General features: G+C 70.5%; 11 protein-coding genes. 6 read left to right on the top strand and 5 right to left on the bottom strand.

The features are described from left to right. Positions 1 to 163 precede the first annotated feature (163 nt). The 3 genes from KO481_RS32420 to KO481_RS32410 all read left to right on the top strand — a co-directional run bounded on the left by KO481_RS32420 (position 164) and on the right by KO481_RS32410 (position 2,929). On the top strand, positions 164 to 1,996 hold the full coding sequence (locus KO481_RS32420) for a phosphoenolpyruvate carboxykinase (GTP) (protein ID WP_215922281.1): 1,833 nt from the start codon (positions 164 to 166) through the stop codon (positions 1,994 to 1,996). Positions 1,997 to 2,203: 207 nt separating this feature from the next. After that, positions 2,204 to 2,407, top strand: a complete 204-nt coding sequence (locus KO481_RS32415) for a hypothetical protein (RefSeq protein ID WP_215922356.1) — start codon at positions 2,204 to 2,206, stop codon at positions 2,405 to 2,407. Between the two features lie 222 nt (positions 2,408 to 2,629). Further along, positions 2,630 to 2,929, top strand: coding sequence for a hypothetical protein (locus KO481_RS32410; protein WP_215922280.1), 300 nt, complete (start codon positions 2,630 to 2,632; stop codon positions 2,927 to 2,929). Between the two features lie 15 nt (positions 2,930 to 2,944). On the opposite strand, the gene KO481_RS32405 is transcribed toward KO481_RS32410, so the two are convergent. Then, a complete protein-coding gene (locus tag KO481_RS32405) occupies positions 2,945 to 3,766 on the bottom strand; it encodes a class I SAM-dependent methyltransferase (RefSeq protein WP_215922279.1) in 822 nt (273 codons plus the stop codon). A 154-nt stretch (positions 3,767 to 3,920) separates the two neighbouring features. On the opposite strand from KO481_RS32405, the gene KO481_RS32400 reads away from it, so the two are divergent. Next, positions 3,921 to 5,123, top strand: a complete 1,203-nt coding sequence (locus KO481_RS32400) for a glycosyltransferase family 4 protein (protein ID WP_245401835.1) — start codon at positions 3,921 to 3,923, stop codon at positions 5,121 to 5,123. Here KO481_RS32400 and KO481_RS43555 read toward each other — a convergent pair. Beyond that, a complete protein-coding gene (locus KO481_RS43555) occupies positions 5,095 to 7,272 on the bottom strand; it encodes an MmpA family trehalose lipid delivery protein (protein WP_504740218.1) in 2,178 nt (725 codons plus the stop codon). The genes KO481_RS32400 and KO481_RS43555 overlap by 29 nt on opposite strands. Positions 7,273 to 7,999: 727 nt before the next feature. Here KO481_RS43555 and KO481_RS32390 point away from each other — a divergent pair. Then, complete coding sequence (locus tag KO481_RS32390; RefSeq protein WP_215922277.1) at positions 8,000 to 9,385, top strand: polysaccharide biosynthesis protein; 1,386 nt, start codon at positions 8,000 to 8,002, stop codon at positions 9,383 to 9,385. Between the two features lie 179 nt (positions 9,386 to 9,564). On the opposite strand, the gene pgfA is transcribed toward KO481_RS32390, so the two are convergent. After that, entirely contained in the window at positions 9,565 to 10,728 is a 1,164-nt protein-coding gene (gene pgfA, locus KO481_RS32385) for a cell envelope lipid trafficking protein PgfA (RefSeq protein WP_215922276.1), read from the bottom strand. 165 nt (positions 10,729 to 10,893) lie between these two features. Between pgfA and KO481_RS32380 the strand changes: the two genes are divergently transcribed. Next, complete coding sequence (locus tag KO481_RS32380; RefSeq protein WP_215922275.1) at positions 10,894 to 12,087, top strand: acyltransferase family protein; 1,194 nt, start codon at positions 10,894 to 10,896, stop codon at positions 12,085 to 12,087. On the opposite strand, the gene KO481_RS32375 is transcribed toward KO481_RS32380, so the two are convergent. Together KO481_RS32375 and KO481_RS32370 are read right to left on the bottom strand one after the other, a co-directional pair. Beyond that, the gene (locus tag KO481_RS32375; RefSeq protein WP_372452155.1) at positions 12,084 to 16,817 is read right to left on the bottom strand and encodes an alpha-(1->3)-arabinofuranosyltransferase domain-containing protein; all 4,734 of its coding nucleotides are present in this window, start codon (positions 16,815 to 16,817) and stop codon (positions 12,084 to 12,086) included. The two genes, KO481_RS32380 and KO481_RS32375, sit on opposite strands and share 4 nt — an antisense overlap. After that, positions 16,798 to 16,968 (bottom strand): DUF2613 domain-containing protein, encoded by a 171-nt coding sequence (locus KO481_RS32370; protein WP_215922274.1) that lies wholly within the window; start codon positions 16,966 to 16,968, stop codon positions 16,798 to 16,800. The genes KO481_RS32375 and KO481_RS32370 overlap by 20 nt, the downstream gene beginning before the upstream one ends. Positions 16,969 to 17,014: the final 46 nt, after the last annotated feature.

Raw genomic sequence — 17,014 nt, 5'->3', positions numbered from 1 at the left:
CTTTACCTAAGGAACATGGGCATCCGCGCCGTTCTGGTATGCAGCCCAGCTGTTGGCAAGTCGGAGTGGGTGCCTTTACCGCCAATGGTGGCTTTCCCGGTGTTGTGGGCCGTTCCGGCTGCAAGCTCACCACACCCGAGCCGCCCATCTCAGGAGAGTTTTCATGACCTCAGCGACCATTCCTGGTCTTCACGGATCCGATGGCACCGCACCGACCCAGCACGCAGGGCTGCTCGCCTGGGTGCGGGAGGTCGCAGAACTCACCGAGCCCGATCGGGTGGTGTGGGCGGACGGTTCCGACGCGGAGTGGGACCGGCTGACCGTCCAGTTGGTCGAGGCCGGTACGTTCCAGCGGCTCAACGAGTCCAAGAAGCCCAACTCCTTCCTGGCGCTGTCGGATCCCTCCGACGTCGCGCGGGTGGAGTCGCGCACGTTCATCTGCTCGCGCAGCGAGGCGGACGCCGGCCCCACCAACAACTGGGTCGATCCCGCCGAGATGCGCGCGACGATGACCGAGCTGTACCGCGGCTCCATGAAGGGCCGCACCATGTTTGTGGTGCCGTTCTGCATGGGCCCCCTGGGCGCCGAGGATCCGAAGCTGGGCGTCGAGATCACCGACTCCGAGTACGTGGTGGTCTCGATGCGCGTGATGACCCGCATGGGCAGCGCCGCGCTGGAGAAGCTGGGCACGGACAAGCCGTTCGTCAAGGCCCTGCACTCGGTCGGCGCGCCGCTGGCGCAGGGGCAGGCCGATGTGCCGTGGCCCTGCAACGACACCAAGTACATCACCCACTTCCCCGAGGACCGCGAGATCTGGAGCTACGGCTCGGGTTACGGCGGCAACGCGCTGCTGGGCAAGAAGTGCTACTCGCTGCGCATCGCCTCGGCGATGGCGCACGACGAGGGCTGGCTGGCCGAGCACATGCTCATCCTCAAGCTGATCTCGCCGGAGAACAAGAATTACTACGTCGCGGCCGCCTTCCCGAGCGCCTGCGGTAAGACCAATCTCGCGATGATCGAGCCGACGGTGCCGGGCTGGCGCGCGGAGACCCTGGGCGACGACATCGCCTGGATGCGCTTCGGCAAGGACGGCCGCCTGTACGCGGTGAACCCGGAGTTCGGCTTCTTCGGCGTCGCCCCGGGCACCAACCACAAGTCCAACCCGAACGCCATGGCCACCGTCGAGGCGGGCAACACGGTCTACACCAACGTCGCGCGCACCGACAACGGCGACGTGTGGTGGGAGGGCCTCGAGGGCGAGCCCGATCACCTGATCGACTGGAAGGGTAACGACTGGTTCCTGCGGGAGACCGAAACCCTTGCCGCCCACCCGAACTCGCGCTACTGCACGCCGATGTCGCAATGCCCGACGCTGGCGCCCGAGTGGGACGACCCGCACGGCGTGCCGATCTCGGCGATCCTGTTCGGTGGCCGCCGCAAGACGACGGTGCCGCTGGTGACCGAGTCTTTCGACTGGCAGCACGGCGTGTTCATGGGCGCCACGCTGTCCTCGGAGCAGACCGCCGCCGCCGAGGGCAAGGTCGGCACGGTGCGCCGCGATCCGATGGCGATGCTGCCGTTCATGGGCTACCACGTGGGCGACTACCTGGGCCACTGGATCAACCTCGGCAAGAACGCCGACGCGGCCAAGCTGCCGAAGATCTTCTACGTCAACTGGTTCCGGCGCGGCGAGGACGGCCGCTTCCTGTGGCCCGGATTCGGCGAGAACTCCCGCGTGCTGGAGTGGATCGTCAACCGCATCGAGGGCTCCGCGGAGGCGCAGTCCACCGCGATCGGCAATGTGCCACTCGCCGCGAACCTCGATCTGGTGGGCCTGGATGTGGCTGCGGCCGATGTCGACGAGGCGCTGAACGTCAACCCCGAGGAGTGGCGCCGGGAGATTCCGCTCATCGAGGAGTGGTTCGAGTTCATCGGCGACAAGCTGCCCACGGGTCTGCGCGACGAATTCGAGGCGCTCAAGGAGCGCCTGGGCTGAGTGCCCGGAATACCAACCGCCCGTGTCGTTTCCTCCAACGGCACGGGCGGTTTTTCGTGCATTCGGAAACGATGCCCGCCGACGGCCCGCGGTGGCTTATTCTCGGGGTGTTCTACATCTCAGGTCCCTGAACTGAATGCCATACCGTCGTCGGCGGCCAGCGCTCGCTCTCCGTCGGCGGAGGCCGAATGCGTGGAGGTGGTGGGCGTGACCGATTTGGAGTTCGATATACCCGTTGTCCCGGAGGTAGCCGAGGACCATTTGCCCCCGAGCACCCCGCTGCAGCGCGCCGGGCAGCGCCTGCAGCAGGTCCTGCCGCCGGGGTGGGAGGTGGATGTCGTGGATCCGCCGCGGCGTCCGGGCCAGATTCCCGCGGCCGTGCTGCGCGTGCGAGCCTCCGACGATCAGTAGCCGCCGATACGGGGACGGTGAGCCGACGGAGCTTGCGGAGTCGGTGGGGTGGGTAATAACAGCGGCCCCGTCAGTTATCTTCAGGCATCCCAAATCACGAAATCCTACCTGCCGGTTCGCTTTTCGCAGAACGCACTATTGCGTTTCCCCCGATGGCGGAGCATGCTGATAGCTGGCTGCAGAGAATGATTTTTCAAATGCAATCGCAGGGGAGTGCGCGTCGTGGCGGTGCAAGTGGTCGGTAGATCGCTGATGACCAGCGATCAGACGCCGCATCAGGCAAGATCCGTCGGTACGGGCGGATGGGTCGTATCCTTCCTGCCGGGCCGGACGCTGACGCTGGAGCAGGCGGCAGCGGCGCTACAGGCCGCGGAGGCGGTAGCGGCGGTGCGCGCGCTAGCGTGCACGGTCGGCCTCACCCCGCTCGAGACCGTCGGTCTGGCGATGCAGGAACCGCCCTGGCAGGAGCCGGAATGCGCGGGCGGCGGCCGCTTCTGGCGCCGCGGGCGATTGGAGCGCTAATGGCGGCTCGGAGTGTCAGCGCTTGGTGGCCACCACGACCAGATTGCTGACCAGTAGTTCCCGAATACCCGGCACCCGCACCAGCCACCACGCCCAGCGCGGGTGGTACCGCGGGAAAACGGCGAGAATCGTTGCGCGCGAACCGCTTGCGGCCGATGCCCAGCGCAGCCCGTCGGCGGCGCGCACCGCGAACAGGGAGACCCCGAAGCGATTCTTCGGCTCGCGGCCCGTGCGCCGCCGATAGCGGCGCGCGGCGTACTCGCCGCCCAGATAGTGCCAGGGTCCGGTCTCGTGCCCGCCGAACGGGCCCGACCAGACCGTGTAGGACAGCACCATCAGTCCGCCCGGCCGCGTCACGCGCAGCATCTCCTCGGCCATGAGCCACGGCGCCGGCACATGCTCGGCCACATTCGAGGACAGGCAGATATCGACCGCGTCGTCGCGGAACGGCAGGGCCATGCCCGAACCGCGCACCGCGCCCGGCACGGTCAGGCCCGCGGCGTGCATCTCCGTCGGATCCGGTTCGACCGGAATGTACCGCGCCCCGGCCGCGCCGAACTCGTCGGCGAAATAGCCGGGCCCGCCGCCGACGTCGAGCGCGGTGACGCCGGTCAGGTCGCGTCCGGTCAGGTCGCGGAAGAAGTCGGCCACCATATCGGCGGTGTCGGCGGCGATACCGCCGTAAAAGCGCGCCGGATCGGTCTGCTCGAACCGGAAACTGCCGAGCAGCCGCAGCGACCGGCGCAGGGTTGCGCGGCGCGCGAAGCGGGGTGTGGCCCGGCGCTGGGACGGTGATCCGGTCCCGGGCTCGAGATGCGGTGTGGCGGGGCGTTGCATGGCGCCTCAGTTTTGCACAGCGATCCCTCAGCTCCGATCACGGATCCGGCCGCTAGGGTGGAGCGGATTGTCATCTCATCCGTCCGAGAACGACCTGGAGTGCGCTGTGCCCGATACCGGTTTCCCCGGGCCCGACGGGAAGTCTGTGGCACACCTGACCGCTCCGCCCGCCTCCGGCGTACGCGAGGTACTGCTGCTGTGCTGGCGAGATACGGGGCATCCGCAGGGCGGCGGCAGCGAGCGGTATCTGGAGCAGGTCGGTGCCGCGCTGGCGGCGCGCGGGGTGAAGGTGACGCTGCGCACCGCGCACTACCCCGGTGCGCGCCGGCGCGAACAGCTCGACGGCATCGACATCAGCCGGGCCGGGGGGCGCTACACGGTCTATCCGCGAGCCCTGGCGGCGATCCTGTGCGGCCGCCTCGGCCTCGGCCCGCTGCGCGGTGTCCAGCCGGACGCGGTGATCGACACCCAGAACGGCATCCCCTTCTTCGCGCGCCTGGCGACGCGGGCGCCCGCGGTGGTGCTGGTGCATCACGGCCACCGCGAGCAGTGGCCGGTCGCCGGGCGCTGGGTGGGGCGCGTGGGCTGGTGGATCGAATCTCGGCTGTCCCCGTGGGCGCACCGGCGCAATCAGTATCTGACGGTTTCGCTGCCGTCGGCGGAGGAGCTCACCTCGCTGGGGGTCGACGGCGGGCGCATCGCGGTGGTGCGCAACGGCGCCGAACCGGTGCCGGAGCAGGTGCCCACCGGCGCGGCGCAGACCCGCACCGCGCACCCGAGCCTGGTGGTGCTGTCGAGGCTGGTGCCGCACAAGCAGATCGAGGACGCGCTCGCGGTGGTGGCCGGGCTACGGGCCCGCCACCCGGACCTGCATCTCGACGTGATCGGCGGCGGCTGGTGGGCCGAGAACCTGAAAAGCCGTGCGCGCGAACTGGATATCGCCGATTCGGTCACCTTCCACGGCCACGTCGAGGAGACCCGCAAGCACGAATTGCTCTCTCGCGCATGGGTACACGTGCTGCCCTCGCGCAAAGAGGGGTGGGGGCTGGCGGTGATCGAGGCGGCCCAGCACGGCGTCGCCACGGTCGGATACCGCGGGTCGCGCGGACTGACCGATTCCATCGTCGACGGCGCCACCGGAATCCTGGTCGACGACGCCGCGCAGCTGACCGAGGCGGTCGGCGACCTGCTCGCCGCCGCCGAAACCCGCACCGTCATGGGCGAGAAGGCCCGCGCCCGGGCCCGGGAATTCTCCTGGGAGCTGACCGCCAACGGCGTCCACGAGGTGCTGTGCGCCGTGGCGCGCGGTGGCTATGCCACCGGGTTGATCACCGGCCGGGAGCCGGAATCGGCCTAGTTCTGGCGCTGTTCGGCCGGGCCCGCGTCGTCAAGGCCGCCACCGGCACTGCGAGTAGCAACGCCCAGACCAGGTGTGCGCCGATTGCGATGCGCCGGTCGGCCGCTCGCGATGCCGGCCGCAGATCCGCGGGCGTCGCGACCCGATACAGGGTGAGATCGTCATCCGAGTAGACGGTGTTCAACTGGGCCAGAGTGGTTTTCGAGTCGCCGAGCGGCCCAGGCGTGTTGTGCTCCACCAGGATCCAGCCGACTCCCCGGGCCGCCAGCGGTGCGGGCGCCGCACCGCTGAGCAGCAACCGCTCGACCGCGCGGGCGCGGGTGCCCTCCCCGGCGACCACACCACCGCGCACCGGCAGCTCACCGGTCTGCAGCACATCGCGCGGCAGCATTCTGGGCGCCGGATCCAACACCGGAACCCTACCGCTGTAAGGGAATTCGCGGAACATCCCGCCCGGCAGCACCGCAACATCGCCCGGCCCGTCCAGCCGCGCGGCAACCCGCGCCCAACCCGCCGGATAGTGCACCGGCCGCAGCGCGCCGCCCACGCCCCACGCCAGGTCGGGTAGGACCGCGATCAGCAGGGCAATGAAAAGCGTTGCGGTCAGGGCCACTCCAGGCGTTATGGCGCGATCGTCCCGTGTATGGCTTTCACCGCCGTGGTGCGCTGATGTCCCGTCGATGGCCGGGGCGCGACTGGTGCGGCGTCCGCGAGTTCCGATGGCGTGACAACCGGCCGCGGCGCACAGGGCGAACGCGGGCATGGCGAGGGCGACGTATTTCTGTGTGTCGCGGAGCAATCCGGCGCCCGGCACGCGGGCCACGAGGAACTCGCCGAAGTGCACACCCCATCCGGTGGCCCCCAGCGCGGGCAGCACGATCGCCGCGGCGGCGAGCACGAGCAGTGTTCGCCGAGCGTACCGGGTGGCCGTGTCGGCATCCGGTCCTGCCACCGACTGTTCCGGGCTGTCGTCGAGATGGGTGCGCGCGGCCCCGGAGGCGGCCACGCGCCGGACGCCCGTCGCGACAATGGCGAGCAGCACGATCGTCCCCACCAGTGCGAACAGCGTTGTGCGCGAACCGGGTACGGCCTGTGCGTTCCAGATCCCGCCGAGTCCGGCCAGGCTGCCGATCGTGCCGAGACCCGGTTCCGCGCGCGCCGCGAACGCCGCGATGCCCGCCGGATCCGAGGGCTCGGCCCCCGCCCCCGACAGCGCGGTGGCCACCAGCCACGGCGCCGAGGCCAGACACCAGAGCCCGACCGTCCCGAGCACATTGCGCCGCCCGACCAGCAGCACGGCGACAAAACCTGCGAGTATCGCCCCCGTCGGCGTCAACCCCGCGGCCGCCAGCGTTCCGCCGAGCGTCAGCCATGCCGACAGCCTGTGGCCGCGCCACCTTCGCCGATGCTCGGAATCCATTGCGGCCGTCAGCATCGGCCCGGAGACATCTACCGCGGCCGGTCCGATCCGGTGGCGTCGTCCACGCCGGTGCTGTGTTTCGAGCTGATGCGACTGGGGCTGAGGCTGTGTTTCTGCTTCCGGAACAATAGTTTCCGGCGGTGCGTCGTCGCCCGTCCGGGTTCGCGGGGCGTGGTGATCCGGATTGTCCGCGCCCGAGGTGGCTGCGCCGGGCCGGGGCGTCGGCTCCTGCGCCGCACGTTCGGTCCGGCGCGGCAGCAAGGTGCGAATTCGCTGGGCCGCCAGGGCCGTCCACGGCAGCGCCGCGTATCCGGCGAGCAGGCTCCAATGCCCCTGCAGCAGACGCTCGGCCACATACGGGTTCCACACCGCGACGGTGGCCGCCACCATTTGCGGCGCGAGGCCGACCCCGAGGAACCGTCGTGCCAGCGCCGCCGCGCCGCCGCCCGCCGCCCACAGCGCCCCCACCAGGATCACTTTGACGACGACCCCGCCGTCCACCACCGTCGAGAGGATCGCGAGCAGCCAATCCTGCGGCACGGCCCGCGGGGCCGCATCCCCCAATCCCAGCGCCGAGTCGGTGAGATACGACCGCGGCGTCGTCACCGCGTCCCGCAGCAGCAGATATCCGGACCCGAGCAGCGGCCCCACCACGACCAGCGCCAGCACCAGGCTGTACACCGCGGGCACGATCCGAACCCACCGTCCGCCGCGCCCACGCCCAGTCACGCTCAGCCACCCTACGTGCCCGCACCCGCCGCACCACACGGCCCCGCCGCACCACGCGGGCCTGCGCAATCACGCGGGCCTGGCGCATCACAGGGGCCCGGTGCATCACGTGCGCTTGGCGCGGCCATGTGGGCTTGGCGCGGCCATGTGGGCTTGGCGCGGCCATGTGGGCCTGGCGCACCACACGGCCCCGGCGCATCACGTGCACTCGGTGCGGCCGTGTGTGCCCGGCGCATCACGTGGACTTGGCGCGCCATATGGGCCTGCCGCATCATGTGGGCCCGGCGCATCAGGCGGGCGTGGCGCGCCATGTCGGCTTGCCGCATCAGCTGGACGTGGCGCATCACGTGGGCTTGCCGCATCATGTGGGCGTGGCGCGCCATGTGGGCTTGCCGCATCAGCTGGGCTTGGCGCACCACATGGGCTTCGCGAGGCGATGTGGGCCTGGCGGACCACATGGGCCTGGCGCGGCCATGTGGGCTTGGCGCATCAGGTGGGCTCGGCGCATCACAGGGGCCCGGCGCATCACGTGGGCCTGCGCATCGCGGGTCTGGCATACCACAGGGGTCTGGCGCATCACGTGCACTTGGCGCGGCCATGCGGGCCCGGCGCATCGCGTGGGCTTGGCGCGCCATATGGGCCTGCCGGATCATGTGGGCCCGGCGCCGCGGGCGGCTGAGGCCGGGTGAATACGAGCGGGAGGTGGGGGAGATGGGAGCATGGCGGGATGTCTGCTCCCCGTCGTCTGCCCGGTGTCCGGGATTTGACGTTGGTGACGGCGGGGGCGATGACGGCGAATGCGGCGGGGTATCTGCTGCAGCTGCTGGCCGGGCGGTGGCTGGGGGTGGCCGGGTACAGCGAATTCGCGAGCCTGCTGGCGGTGCAGCTGTTGTGTGCGGTGCCCGCGCTGGCGCTGCAGAACGTGGTGGCGCGGGAGCTGGTGCGCGGTGCGCCCGTTGCGGCCGTGCGCGGATTGGGCCGTCGGAGCGCGGCCGTCGTGGCGGTGGTCGCGGTGGTCTTGATTCCGGTGGTGAGCGCGGTGCTGCAGGTCGGCTCGGTCGCGGCCGCCGGTGCGCTGGTCGCGGCCCCCGCGCAGGTGTTGCTCTCGGGCGAGCAGGGGATCCTGCAGGGCGCGCGCAGATTCCGCGCGCTTGCCGTCGTGCTCGGGGGTGCGGGCCTCGCGCGGGTGGCTCCCGCGCTGCTCGCCCTGGCATTCGGTGCGGGCTCCGGCGGGGCCTTGTGGGCTGCCGCCCTCGGGCTCTTCGTTGCCGCCCTCGCGGCCCGCATCGGCGCGCGCGCGCTCCCGCTCGCGGCGGACCGAGCGGATCCAGCCGTCGGCGATATCGGCGATCGAGTTCCAGGAAGCGTGCTCGTTCCCGGCAGCCCCCGGGCCCACATGGAGCGGATCCCCGCCGGAACGGGCGACGAAGCGGTCGGTGGTGGGCACGACCCGGTCGCACCCGGTGGCGGGCGGGCTTCCCACCGAGTTCTCGAACGGATGCGAATCCCCGAAGGCGGCGCGGCCGTGCTGCGGGCCGCCCAGGTGCAGGCGGCGCTGATGGCGTTGTCCTCGGCGGATCTGATCGTGGCGCGGATCGTGTTGAACGATGCCGATGCCAGCCGGTACGCCCTGGGCGCCATTGCCACCAAGATCGCGTTCTGGCTGCCACAGGCGGTCGGGGTGGTGCTGTATCCACGGATGGCACAGCCGCAGTACTCGGCCCGGGCGATCCGGGACGCGCTCGGGGTGCTGCTGGCGGTGGGGATTGCGGCGGTCGCGGGCGCGGCCGTGCTGGCGCCGCTCGCCCCGGTGTTCGCCGGACACGACTATGCCCCGATCGAGGGCTGGCTGTGGCTGTTCGCGCTCGACGGTGCGCTGCTCGCGCTGCTGCAGGGCGCGCTGCTCTCCGCCATCGCCGTGGATCGCACCGCGCCCACGGCCATCACCTGGGTCGGCCTGGCGGTCGAGGTGATCGTGATCGGGCTGTTCGCGCGTTCGCTGCCCGTATTGATCGGTACCGCAACGGGTGTCGTCGCCGTCGTCGCGGCAGCGATCATCGTCATCGTCCTGCGCGCGGCCGCGCGTGGGGCCGGGGACCGTCCGTCGGCGTAGGTATCGGCCGATCTGTCGAATTGCTCTCTGCGGTAGATATTTGCTACGGCACAGTGCTGCGAATGATGTCGCTTCGCGGTGGTGCGCCCCCGGCGGAGCGCGATGTGGCTGTGGCAGGAAAGCGGTGGCTCCCCGCCGAATACGCGGGGAGCCACCGATCAGATAGGTTCTGAGAACGCTCAGATATTCCGGGGGATCTTCAGCTGCTGGGTGGGCTGCTCGGTGAGACTCGCAGCGAGCCCGGCGGACCCGATGGGCGGCTCGGCCGCCGGTGTGCCCTTGGGCTTCTTCGGCTTGACCAGGCGGCCGGGCTTCTCGGACCCGTTGCCGCGCAACCCGAAGAACAGCCCGACGATCAGCGCGATCACGCCGACGGCGCCGAGGATGATCGGCAGCGTCCGCCCGTACAGCGAGATCTTGTCCATGTTCTGCTTGGCGATCGCGATCTGCGAGTTCACCGTGTTGTCGTCGAACACCAGCGTCGTCTGCACCGCGGTCAGCTCGGGCTTGTCGGCGCTGCGGGCGTAGTACAGGTGAATCTGCTCCGAGCCCTTGATGATCGTGCCGGTCTCCGGCTCGACCCAGACATCGCGGGTGTTGGTGTAGTAGCGGTCCATCGTGATGTTGGTTTGACCGCCCGCGACGCCCCACTTGGCGGCGGGCAGGGTCACCTGGTTGGTGGGCGAGCTGACCACCTTCACCAGATCGGTGGCCGGGATCTTCTGCTGGAAGTGATAGACCTTCAGGTCGTTGATCTCGGTCTGCTCGACGAAGTTCATGTCGGACGACTTGCGCACGTTGAGATCGAAGTACGGGTAGGTCTGCTTCTTCGTGCCGATCGGGAACCGGTACTGCAGCCCGTCGTGCTGCACCGGGTCCGCGATGCTGTTGCCCTTGCTGTCGGTGGCGACCGCGATCGAGCCGTTCGGATCCTCATCGACCGGCATGCCGGACTTGCGGTTGATGGTGACCCGGTCGATGGTGGCCGACAGCAGGCCGGTGTCGCCCTGGAGGTCGATGTTCCGCAGCGTCTGGCCCGCCTGGATCGTCATCTCGTTCTTGTCCGAGGGATCCTCGACGGTCAGATACCGCTGCGAGATCAACCGCACGTTGGAATCGACCTTCGCCGCCCCCGAGCCCGAGGTCAGGGAGCTCGCCTCCAGCACCTGGCTCGGCGCGTTCGGGCTGTTGTTGGCGATCGTGGTGATTTCGAGGTCGAGGGGGGTCTTCGCCAGCTGGCCGAGGGCATACGTCGGGGTCAGCACCGCCGCGATGATCAGCAGCGAGCCGAGACCCACGAGCAGGCAGGCCACCGTCCTTCGAGTACCGGCACGCAGTGCCATGCAAACTCTCCTCGTCATCCAACAGGCAGTACCGAGTCGCGGTGCGTCCACTGCGCGGCGCTCGTGAGCCCCGACACTAACAGTCCGAACCGAGGAAGCATCGATGTGAGGCCGGAAACATCCCCAAACCCTGGTCGACCGACAACACGGGCACACTGGAACCCGATGACCACGACCATGACACCGGATGCCCAGCCCGGAGCCGGGCAGGGCGATGCGCCGGTTCCGCGGCAGCGCACCGCCGCTCGTGGTTTCGTCCCGGCGCTCGAGGGGATGCGCGGGCTGGCGGCGCTGGGTGTGGTGGTCACCCATGTCGCGTTTCAGACCGCGGCGACGGGGATTCCGGTGCTCGGCCGGGTGCTGGAGCGGTTCGACATGGCCGTCGCGGTCTTCTTCGGCCTCTCGGGATTCCTGCTCTGGCGTCCGCACGCGGCCGCGGCCCGGGGGCTGGGCGCGGCCCCGTCGGCGGGGCGGTACCTGCTGCATCGGGCCGCGCGCATCCTGCCCGCCTACTGGGTCGTGGTGTGTGCGGTTTTGACACTGCTGCCGTCCGCGGCCGAGTCGGCGGGGCGGCGGGTGTGGGTGGCGAATCTGACGTTGATCCAGGTATTCGTGCCGCTGACCCTGACCGACGGGCTGACCCAGATGTGGAGCCTGTCGGTGGAGGTGGCGTTCTATCTGCTGCTGCCACTGCTGGCGCTGGCCATGGTGTGGCTGCGCGGTCCAGCCGCGCGCTGGCGGGCGCCGGTGGTGCTGGGGTTCGGCCTGATCAGCCTCGGCTGGAATCTGCTGCCGGTGCCGACGCCCAACGCCATTCACTCGGACAACTGGCTGCCCGGATATCTGCCGTGGTTCGCCGCGGGCATGCTGCTGGCCGAATTGGTGGAGGGGCGGGCGCTCGGTGGTGGCAGCGCCGCGAAGCCGCCGGTGTGGCGCCGTATCGGCGCAAGCCGCCGGGCTATGTGGTCGATGGCGCTGATCGCGCTGCTCCTGTCGGCGACGGACCTGGGCGGCCTGCCCGGGCTGGCTCGCGGCCAGGCCTGGCAGTACGTGAGCAAGATGGGCCTGGGCGCGCTGATCGGATTCGGCCTGCTGGCCCCGTTGATCCTCGGCGACGCCCGGCACCGCTGGCTGGAGAGCCGGCTCGCCGCGACGATCGGCCGCTGGTCCTACGGCATCTTCATCTGGCATCTCGCGGTGCTCAGCGTGGTGTTCCAAGTCTTCGGAATCGTCCCGTTCCACGGCATGTTCCTGCACGTGCTGGCGCTGACGGTGCTGTTCACCCTGCCGATCGCGGCGGCCGGTTACGCGCTGATAGAGGAACCGGTGCGCCGATGGGTCCGGCGCCGTTTCGGCTAGCGGCCGGTCGCCCGCGTCGGGCGCGGCAGCGCGGAAATCCCCAGCGCGACAATCGATACCAGGGCGGGGAACTGCACCCAGAGTGAGCCGCCCATGTACCCGTCCGGGGATCGCCAGGGTCCGGTGGACAGTGCCGCCATGGCCAGTGCCGTGCCGATCCCGGCGACCGCGATCAGGATGCGTGGTGACCGGCGGCCGAAGTACCGGTCGGCCACCAGGCCCGCGGCGGTGAGCCCGATCGCGACCGGCCCGGCGATCAGAAATGTTGCGAGTGTCAGCCCGATCGCGCCCGGCACCCGGCTGTTCCAGGTGCGCGGGGCCGGATCAGCCGGTGCATCGGGTTCCGTCGTGGGGGATGCCGCGTCAGGTTCCGTGGCGGGGGGTGCTTGCTCGGCAGCAGGATTCAGTGGCCGATCGACTGCCCGGCGGCGCCGGAACCGGGGGAGTGCCAGGGCGATCAGGGGGAGCAACAGCAGTAGTCCACCGAAGATGGACAGTCGATACCAGCGGTCGATGGGGAATTCGACGGTGATCGGGCCCTGGGCGCCCGCGGGTACCAGCCAGGCCTGTTCCCAGCCGTCGGCGACTATCGGGGTGAGTGTGTGACCGTCCGCCGTGTGGGCGCGCCAGCCTACGTTGGTGCTCAGGGGCAGGACCAGCAGGCGGGTACCGGGTTGCGCCGAAACGGGCTGGGCCGCAACATCTGTGCGGTTCAGGCGTAGCTCGTTGACGGAGAACATCGGAGTGGGGGTAACGGTGACGTCCACCTGGCCGTCCGGCAGATCGACGAACTTCGCAACGGATGGCCCGGTCGCGTCGGGGCCGATCGTATCGATTCCGCAGACCTGCGCGGGAACCGGTGCGCTGGACCGTAATTGGTCGGCCGTGGCGGTGATCGTGGTGTGTACGGTCCGCCCTCCGACGGCGATCGTGGGACCGTGGGCGCAGTCGATGGTGATGGGGCGGTCATCGGGGGCGGGGGCGGGATAGTCCGGGCCCAGCACGCGAACCTCGGCCAGGCCCGGCGGCTGCTGTTGTGCGAAACCCAGTGCGGTGCGGTCCAATACGGTGTTCCACGTCGCGATGCTGAGTTCGATGCGGTCCGTCAGGCGGGGGTGCAGCGCGATGCGGATCGGGCGGCCCGCGGGAGCGTCGGGATCCAGCGTACGTACCTGCGGCCCGTCGCCGAGGTTGACCGAGACCGAGGTGGGCCGGGCGGGCAGCGCTCCGGTCGGCGGGGTTATGTCGAGCCCGGTCACCAGGGCGGGGGCCGGAAGTTCCAGGGTGAGGGTCGGTTTGGGGCCCGCGGGGTTTCGCACCGTGTCCTGCGTGGCGATCCAGCTGGTGCGCGGATCGGAGTCGGTGACGGCGAAGGCCGAGCCGCGCAGGTCGCCCACGTCGGCCGAGCCGCGCGCGACGGGCAGGTTGTGATCGGTGAGCAGCGCCTCGAGTTCCGGGCTCTGCCGGGCCCGCACGATGAGTTGCGGGGCGACGTCCATCGGCCCGGGGACGCTCAGGGTGCGCTGGAACGTGCCGGGTTCCTCGGCCGACAGCGCCAGCCCGTTATCGCAGCGCACCCGGTCGGGTGCGTCGAAACAGGCCGCGCGGCCCGGAAATTCCTGTCCGAGATCCCAGCCCCGCACCCGCGTTCCGGCGGGCACGGGTGGCAGCACGGTGCGGTGGCGGATATCGACCGGCACCGGTGCGTCGCGGTTCGAATAGTCGTCCAGGGCGACCGCCGAGATGCCGAATTGCCCGCCCGCGGTGCCGCCCTCGGTCGCGGTGGCGGTGATGGTGAGCCAGCCGGTGCGGCCCGGGGGCAGTGAAACCGCAACGGGTCCACCGGGTTTGGTGATGCGGGCGGCCACGGTGCCGTTCGCGGTGCGCACCTCGATCCATTTCACCGGATCCCCGAGGGCGGCCGCGCTCGTCGTCACCTGCAGCACCCCGGCCCGGATGGGATGCGCCAGATCGAGCCGGAGCCATTGCCCCACAGCGTGTTCGGCGCTGTTGCTCAGCCATGCGGTGGACGGGTCGCCGTCCACGACGGCCGCGGTGGAGCTGCCCGGCGCCGTGCCGCCCAGCTGGGTGGCGTCGGCGGCCGAGCTCGACGCGGTGATGGTGGCGCCGGACCACCGGCCCTCCACCAGCGGGGTGCCCGGGACGGCGTAGTCCGGCGCCCGATTGAACGTGCGCCGGGCGTCGGTGGGCGCGCGCAGCGCCGAACTGTGGTCGTCGACCTTCCCGAAGTCGGTCTCGCGATCCATCGGCGTGTCGGTGATCAGCGTTGTGCCACCGGACAATCCGGCCCGGGCAGCATCCGTGGCCAGCAGCACGGGACCGTTGGGTAGCGCCGGGGAGCTCCGCAACCGTTCCAGCACCTCGGGCCCGCCCTGCACCACCGGCACCGAATCCAGCGGCACCGTATACGCGCCCGGGAAGGATGCGGGTGCGCCGGGGCCGCTGTGGATGTCGGCGGGCGTGCCCGGCCACGGCGCCTCCACCCGGTAGATCTCGACGGCCGGATATTCCGGGCGCAGATCGCCATCGGCGACCAGACCCTTGCCGTGACCGGTGATGATCCTGCTGCCGAACTGCGCCACCTTCGTCAGCCCTGGGGAGCGTTCGATGGCCTCGTGGGCCAGCATCGGCCGGGTCGATCGCGAGGTGTCGGGGTCGAGATCGTTGCGCAGCACCAGAATTCCGATGCCCTGACTGATCAGTGTCGGCGCCAGCCCCGCCGACGGCCGCCCGTCGGCGATCAGCCGCTGCACCGAATCCATGGCGCGGATCGCCCCGGGCGGCGTGAGCGGTACTGCGTCGCGCACCGCCCACGGCGTCGTCGCCAGCGCCTGCAACGGCTCGTCGCGGGTCAGCCCCCAGATCTGGCTGCCGAACGGCGCGCCCGGCACCACGAGCGCACGGGTGTCGGCGGCATTGTCGGCGAGCCACTGCGCGGTCTGGGTCCAGTACGCCGGGACCCGGTCGTAGGCGCCGCGCGGGGCCAGCTTGCTCGTCCACGCCAGCGAGGTCGACAGCGCCAGGGCGGCAAGCACCAGCGCGGCGAGTGCCACCATCGGGTCGCGTTCGGGATGGGCGAAGGCCCTGCGCCACACCGGCATCGGCGCCGACCCGGGCAGCGGAACCCGCCCCAGCAGCTGGGCCAGCCCGATGACCAGCGGCAGCCGGATCAGCGGTTCCAGCTTGTGCACATTGCGCAGCGGCGCCCCGCCCGCGTCGAGGAACGCCCGCACCGGCTCGGCGAACGGCCCGCCCAGCTCACCGGCGTAGCCCGCGCAGATGCCGACGAGCCCGATGATCAGGATCAGCGTGAACCGGCCGCGGCCGGGCATCGACCGCATCGCCAGCCCGGCCATGCCCGCGGCCGCCAGCAGCCCGGTGGCCAGCACGGCCCCCGGCTGGGTGACCAGCACCGCCCCCGCGATCCGCTCGGGCGAAACGAACGGCGTCCAGCTGTCGGTGCCGCGCAGCACCTCACCCAGCGACGCCCACTGCGTGGTGACCCCGGACGATTCGATGTAGTCCAGGAACGGCGGACTGACCTTGCCCAGCACCAGCAGCGGGACCACCCACCACAGCGTCCCCAGCGCCAGCAGCGGAATCCAGGCCCGGGTGAACCGCCACCAGGCCCGATTGGGCCGGTACGACGCCCACCAGATCGCGGCGGGCAGAAACGCCGCCGCCGTCGCCACCGCATTCACCGAACCCATCAGGGCCAGCGCCAGCGCGCTCCCGGCGGCCGATAGCGCCCCATGCCGAGGCAGACCATACGAGGTGAGGTCTGCCGGGGCACCGCTCAGCCCGACCCGATCGTCGGCGACTGCTACCCCCTGCGCTTGGTGCGCGGCAGACCTCTCGATCCCGGTCGACCCGGTCATCCGAGTGTTCGGTCCCCGTGCGGCTGTTGCATCCGCGCCGTCGGGCCGATCCGCACTCCCCTCTTGGCGCACCGGGGGCGCGGCCCCCGCGGGTGTCCCCACGGCAGGGGTCGGAAGGTTGTGTGCGCCGGATCGCGGCGGCGCGTTTCGCCGATTGCGGTGCTCACGCCACAGCCGTGAGCGGGACTTTCGGACCACGGTGGCCCATCGGCGATGCCCGGGCCGACCGGTGTCCGGTCCGCCTGGTTCGCCCGGGGGATCGGTGTCACCGGATGAGCGCCGAATCCTCCTGCGCACCTGGGTGATTCGCCCCAGTGCCGCGGGCGCCAGCAGCACCCAGGGGGCGAGCATCATCGGAAGGGTTTCCGACGAGATCGATCCGATGGTGGTCAACACGCGCGGCGCCAGGGCGAAGGCCAGGGCCGCGACGATGCGGGAGCCGCGGGTGCCGATGCCGAGGACCTCGCAGAGCCGGATCACTCCCCAGAATCCGGCCAGGATCAGCAGGGCCCACCAGATCCGCTGCGTGATCCATGCGGGCAGGCCCAGCGTGTGCCCGAGAGCGAAGAATGCGCCGTGCGGGAAGAAATACCCGTAGGCCTGGTTCTGCACCTGCCCCATCGGGGCCTGGCTGCTCCACAGGTGCGCGGCCCGGCGCAGAAAGCCCAGGGGATTCTGGGCGAGATCATATTTGGTGTCGGCGACGGTGAGGCCGGGCGCCTGCAGGAACGTCAGCAGGAAGGCCGCGGCGACCGTTCCGGCGAACCAGCGCCGCCCCAGCGGCGCGGTGCGATGGGAGCCGGCGGTTGGCTCAGCGGCTGCCGTATTCAACGTTGTTGAGCAGCGACGACGATTGGTTGCCGCTGCGGTCGATGGCGGGCCGCGAATTCTGCGCGGCCGCCGCCGTGATGACGAACACCGCGACAGCACCGATCACGGCTCCGGCGACAGCGCTTGCTACACCGGGAACGGCAAACTTCATCGCGGAACTCCCATACATCGACGCAGGCGTATCCGGGTCAACCTAC

It is taken from the genome of Nocardia albiluteola (assembly GCF_018860155.1).
Lineage (GTDB): Bacteria > Actinomycetota > Actinomycetes > Mycobacteriales > Mycobacteriaceae > Nocardia > Nocardia albiluteola.
The sequence above is the reverse complement of the archived record's forward strand: the minus strand, read 5'-3'. Positions and strand labels throughout refer to the sequence as shown.

Bases quoted from the DNA above. Each gene is read 5' to 3' on its own strand.
- KO481_RS32420 (WP_215922281.1), top strand. From the start codon at position 164: ATGACCTCAGCGACCATTCCTGGTCTTCACGGATCCGATGGCACCGCA.
- KO481_RS32405 (WP_215922279.1), bottom strand. From the start codon at position 3,766: ATGCAACGCCCCGCCACACCGCATCTCGAGCCCGGGACCGGATCACCG.
- KO481_RS32390 (WP_215922277.1), top strand. From the start codon at position 8,000: ATGTCTGCTCCCCGTCGTCTGCCCGGTGTCCGGGATTTGACGTTGGTG.
- pgfA (WP_215922276.1), bottom strand. From the start codon at position 10,728: ATGGCACTGCGTGCCGGTACTCGAAGGACGGTGGCCTGCCTGCTCGTG.
- KO481_RS32380 (WP_215922275.1), top strand. From the start codon at position 10,894: ATGACCACGACCATGACACCGGATGCCCAGCCCGGAGCCGGGCAGGGC.
- KO481_RS32370 (WP_215922274.1), bottom strand. From the start codon at position 16,968: ATGAAGTTTGCCGTTCCCGGTGTAGCAAGCGCTGTCGCCGGAGCCGTG.